Here is a 4,526-nt window from a genome sequence, read left to right on the forward strand (position 1 = left end):
CGGGGTAGTCGGTGTACCCGGTTGCCCCGCCGAAGTAGTAGGTCTTCGGGTCAGGGGTGTTGAGGGAGCCGTCCGAGTAGTCCGGGGAGGTCCAGCGGGTGACGAGGTCCGGGTTCGCCAGCGCCGGGCGGGCGACGCAGGCGGCGTCGTAACCGAGGGCGAGGATGTCCAGGGCATCCTCCCTGGTGCTGACCTGCTTCGTCCCGGTGGTCCGGTTGGCGAAGACCGGGCCGTTGAACCGGTCGCGGATACCGGTCGCCAGCTCGCCGTCGAGGTGCGGCTGGGCCAGGTTGAGGTAGGCGATGCCGGATCCGTCACCGAGTGCGTTGAGCCCGTCGATGAGGTACCGGTAGGTCTCTGCGGCGATGGCGTCCTCATCCTCCACGGCGCCCTGGATCGTCATACCGGGGCTGATGCGGATCCCGAGCCGGTCGGCGCCGATCTCGTCGGCGACGGCGGTGGCGACCTCGATGACGAAGCGGGCGCGGTTGGCAGGGGAGCCGCCGTAGGCGTCGTCACGGATGTTGGAGTTCGGGGCGAGGAAGGAGTGCAGCAGGTAGCCGTTGGCGGAGTGGAGCTCCACCCCGTCGAGCCCGGCGTCGACGGCACGACGCGCGGCGGCGGCGAAGTCGGCGCGGATCCGGGCGAGACCGTCGGCATCGAGGGCGACCGGTGTCTCGTAGGGCAGTCGGTTGCCTTGGGCGTCATGCGCCCAACCAGGGTGGTCGACGGCGCTGGCGGAGACGACCGGCAGGCCGGTGACCTTCTCATGGGTGTTCCATCCGGCGTGCATGAGCTGGGTGACGATGCGTCCGCCTGCATCGTGGACGGCATCGGCGACGGCGCGCCAGCCGGCGATCTGGTCGTCGGAGTACAGGCCGGGCTGGGTGAACATGACCCGCCCGTCGTGGGAGGGGGAGGTGCCGTCGGTGATGATCAGGCCCATGCCGGCGCGCTGCCGGAAGTACTCGACCATGAGGTCGCCGGGGCGTCCCTCCGGGTCGGCGCGGAGCCGTCCCATGGGTGCCTGGACGATGCGGTTGGGCAGCTCAATCCGGCCGACGGTCAGAGCAGTACTGAAAGGAGATTCATTCATGCGACCACCCTACGCACGGCAGGCCGACGGCGGCGGTGCAACCGGGGGCCCACCGGCGGAACACGGCGGAAACCACGGGTCTCGTTGCTGGTCTTAGCGGAATCATCGGCGATCTGCTCCACCTGCTGCTCGGCGGTCTCTGAGCCGCACTGCCCCGCCAGGGGCCCGGAACCCCCGTGCCTGTCGATGCCCCACAGGACCGCGGGGGTTCCGCCGCGTCTTCGGCGGGGCGTGGGTGCGAGTGGCTGGACGCACCTGAATCCGTCTCTGTCGCCACTGGTGCGCCGTAACCGCGTTCCCCTCCGATACAGTGGCAGGAATGAGCACCGTACCCAGCCCACGGACCGGCCCACGGACCGGCGGAGGAAGGCATCGGAAGGTCCCGGCGAGAGGTAGGGCCGGGACCACGGCACGAGGCAGTGCCACGACCATGGCCGGCCCCACCGCTGACCGGTCCTCCCGGGGCATCGTCGGCTGGAGTCTCGGTGTCTCCGCGGTCTCCACCATCATGATGACGCTGGACATCACCATCGTCCTCGTCGCGCTTCCGGCCATCCGTGAGGATCTGGGTCTCACACTCTCCGGTTCCCAGTGGGTCATCAACGCCTACTCGCTGACGTTCGCGTCCCTCATGCTCGCCGCGGCGAGCCTGTCGGACATCATCGGGCGCCGCACGATCTTCCTCGTCGGGCACGTCGTCTTCCTCGCGGCGTCCGTCGGTTGTATCGTCACCGGCTCGGAGGCCGGCCTGATCGCCTTCCGTGCCCTCCAGGGTGCCGGCGGTGCGCTGGTCTTCGGGACGGCCACCCCGCTGTTGTCGGACGCCTTCTCCCCGGACGAGTCCGCGAAGCGTACGAAGGCGGTCGCCGCGATGATGGGCATAGGTGGTGCGGCCAGTGCCTTCGGGCCGCTCATCGGTGGCGCGCTGGTGGAGACCGGGCAGTGGAAGTGGATCTTCGCGATCAACATCCCGATCGGCGTCATTGTCATTCTCGCGACCCTGTTCTTCGTGCCGGACCTGCACAGGCGGGGTGAGCGGTCGGAGAGGGCGCCGCGAGTCGCCCCGTTCGCCATGGTGCTGACCGTGGGGGCGCTGGTTCTGGTGAACTACGGCATCATCGACGGCGAGAACCGCGGCTGGACCGACCACGCGATCCTCGCCGCGCTCATCGCCGGTGTGCTCCTGTTCGCCGCGCTGGTCCTGTGGGAGACGCACAAGAAGGATGCCGCGATGGTGGACTTCCGCCTGTTCCGTATCCCCTCCTTCGCCACGGTGACCTTCAACGCCTTCGCGTCCCGCATGTTCAGCTTCGGCATGCTGCCGTTCCTGGTGCTGTGGATGTCGGGTCAGCTGGGGCTGTCCGCCCTGGAGATCGGCTACGTGGCGAGCGCGCTGGCGGTACCGATGATCATCTTCTCGGCGGTCGGCATCAAGGCTGTGGCATGGGTGCCGGTGGGGTGGGTGCAGGCGATCGGGATGGTGGTCGTGGCCGGAGGTCTGATGCTGGGACTGCGGCTGGACGCGTCCTCCGGATGGCAGACACTCGTCCCGATGCTGCTGGTGATGGGTGCCGGCACCGGCCTGATGCTGCCGCACGTGATGAGTCTGGCGGTGGAGGTGGTGCCGGCCTCGCGCACGGGTATGGCCAGTGGTCTGGCGAATACGGCGCTGCCGCTCGGTACAGCCTTCGGTGTGGCGGTCTACGGCGCGTACCTGGCGAACAAGGTCGGGTCCGGGCTGGACGGTCTGCCGATCCCGGACCAGTTCCGGGGGATCGCCCAGGATGCTGCGGAGGCGGGTCAGTTCCGTGCGATCGCCGAGCAGTCGGAGCCGTTGGCGGCCCAGGCGCTGCAGTTCTTCCTCGACGGCCTGCACGGCATCTTCATCATCGCCGCCGTGCTGGCCCTGGTCGGCGCGCTGGCGTCCGTCATCTTCATCCGGAAGCCGGCGGAAAGGCGTACCTGCGGGTCCCCGTGCACGGTGCAAGGAGCATCCCGTGAACGTCCGGTCCCGCATCAACCTGATGGTCACCCCTGAATCCCGTACCGACCTCGCTTACGACGAGATTCGCGACGTGCTCGAGCACTTCCACGATGACCGGCTCGTGGAATGGTCGCTGGAGCGGGGGCCGTCACCGGGAAAGATCTACTTCCACTTCACGGCGCGCGTCGGAAAGAATGAGAGCGCCGAAGATGTCACATTCGAGCTTGCGGAGATGGTGTTGTCGAGACTCCCCGAGCCGGAACCAACTGTCCACACCGGGGCCAACCTCCTCCTCCCGGCATGACCGGGACGCCGGCGAAGACTGTGGCAGAAGCTGCGGAGCCGGCTCGACGAGGGTGGACGTTGAGGTTCGCCGGACGCTGAGGGAGATCATGGAAGAACTGGATATCTCCGACCCCAGGCCGGGTCGCGGAAGTAGTGCTGAACGCGTGACTCTCTACCGCCATGATGAAGTCGCCTCACAGTTCCGACAGGTGTCCAGGTATTCGGACAACCCGACCTGGGAACAGATGGGTAGAGGTGTCTATCCGGACGACGAGGGGATGATCGGACTTGGGTGGTCAGAGGGCAGCGTCTGCATGGTCAGGTTGTCCGAAGATCGGGAGAAGTGGAACCGGGAGATGTCTGAGGAATGTGGTATTCCGCGAGAGGTTGCGGAGAATCTCGGGATGCAGTCTCGCAGTATCGTCGCCGTGCGATTGGACAATGCCGGTGACAAGCTGGGGATCCTTGTATTTGAGAGTCTGAAACCACAGGGTATTCGACGGGATTTCGAGCAGAAGATTCCTGCTTCAGCCTACTTGCCAGCGCTGTGCAGACTGCTGAGCCTCATCGGCCCGGTCCGGGATCATGGTGGAGACCGGGCACTCGTCGGAGCGTGACACGGGACCTGACTTCCATGTGGTGGGCACCGGGAGCCTCATTCTGGCCACGGGTAGCGAGGTAGTGGTCGAGGGCGTCCTGGAGTGTCTGCGTACCGTCGGTGTCGGCGAAGAATGCACGCATCTCACTGTCGAAGCTGAACGGCTCGCCTACCTGCCCGATGAACCAGGTGCGTACGGTTTGGCTGCACCGCTGGCCCCGGGGAATCACCGATGAGGCGGTGAGCGAACCGGAGAGCTGCCTGCCTCCAGCTGAACGCTCGGGGACCGGCTCGGTGAACGGTAGACCATCGAGCGTCGCCGCGAGACGCTGCATCAGAACATCCTTGCTGCCGGTCGTCCGGACGCCCAGAACGCGGGCGAACTCCGTGAGCTCACCTTTGAGCAGGTACCACCGCAGGAACTCGCTGCCGCTGAGGCCGCGGGACAACTGGGGGCGCCGGGAGTCCGGAGCGGTCACTGGGCCCTACCCCGCGAGCACCACGTCCAGGGTCCGCGGCCCGTGGACGCCCTGCACGCGCACCAGCTCGATGTCGACCGAGGC

Annotated in this window: 5 protein-coding genes; 3 read left to right on the forward strand and 2 right to left on the reverse strand. The window is 67.1% G+C overall.

What is annotated here, in order from left to right; all coding sequences use genetic code 11:
• On the reverse strand, window positions 1-1,096 hold a 1,096-nt coding region (locus tag QZV72_RS05250; protein WP_297006025.1), incomplete at its 3' end, for a 1,2-oxophytodienoate reductase.
• 430 nt (window positions 1,097-1,526) lie between these two features.
• On the opposite strand from QZV72_RS05250, the gene QZV72_RS05255 reads away from it, so the two are divergent.
• The 3 genes from QZV72_RS05255 to QZV72_RS05265 are packed head-to-tail and all read left to right on the forward strand — an operon-like array spanning window position 1,527 to window position 3,982.
• Entirely contained in the window at window positions 1,527-3,134 is a 1,608-nt protein-coding gene (locus tag QZV72_RS05255; protein WP_297006027.1) for an MFS transporter, read from the forward strand.
• Window positions 3,121-3,384: a hypothetical protein gene (locus QZV72_RS05260; RefSeq protein WP_297006029.1), complete on the forward strand. Its 264-nt coding sequence runs from the start codon at window positions 3,121-3,123 to the stop codon at window positions 3,382-3,384. Before QZV72_RS05255 ends, QZV72_RS05260 begins: the two co-directional genes overlap by 14 nt.
• A 52-nt stretch (window positions 3,385-3,436) precedes the next feature.
• Window positions 3,437-3,982, forward strand: coding sequence for a hypothetical protein (locus QZV72_RS05265; protein WP_297006031.1), 546 nt, complete (start codon window positions 3,437-3,439; stop codon window positions 3,980-3,982).
• Here the strand turns inward: QZV72_RS05265 and QZV72_RS05270 are convergent.
• Entirely contained in the window at window positions 3,930-4,442 is a 513-nt protein-coding gene (locus QZV72_RS05270; RefSeq protein WP_297006032.1) for an SAP domain-containing protein, read from the reverse strand. The genes QZV72_RS05265 and QZV72_RS05270 overlap by 53 nt on opposite strands.
• Window positions 4,443-4,526: the final 84 nt, after the last annotated feature.

The organism is uncultured Corynebacterium sp. (assembly GCF_902782855.1).
In the GTDB taxonomy this organism is placed as follows: Bacteria; Actinomycetota; Actinomycetes; order Mycobacteriales; family Mycobacteriaceae; genus Corynebacterium.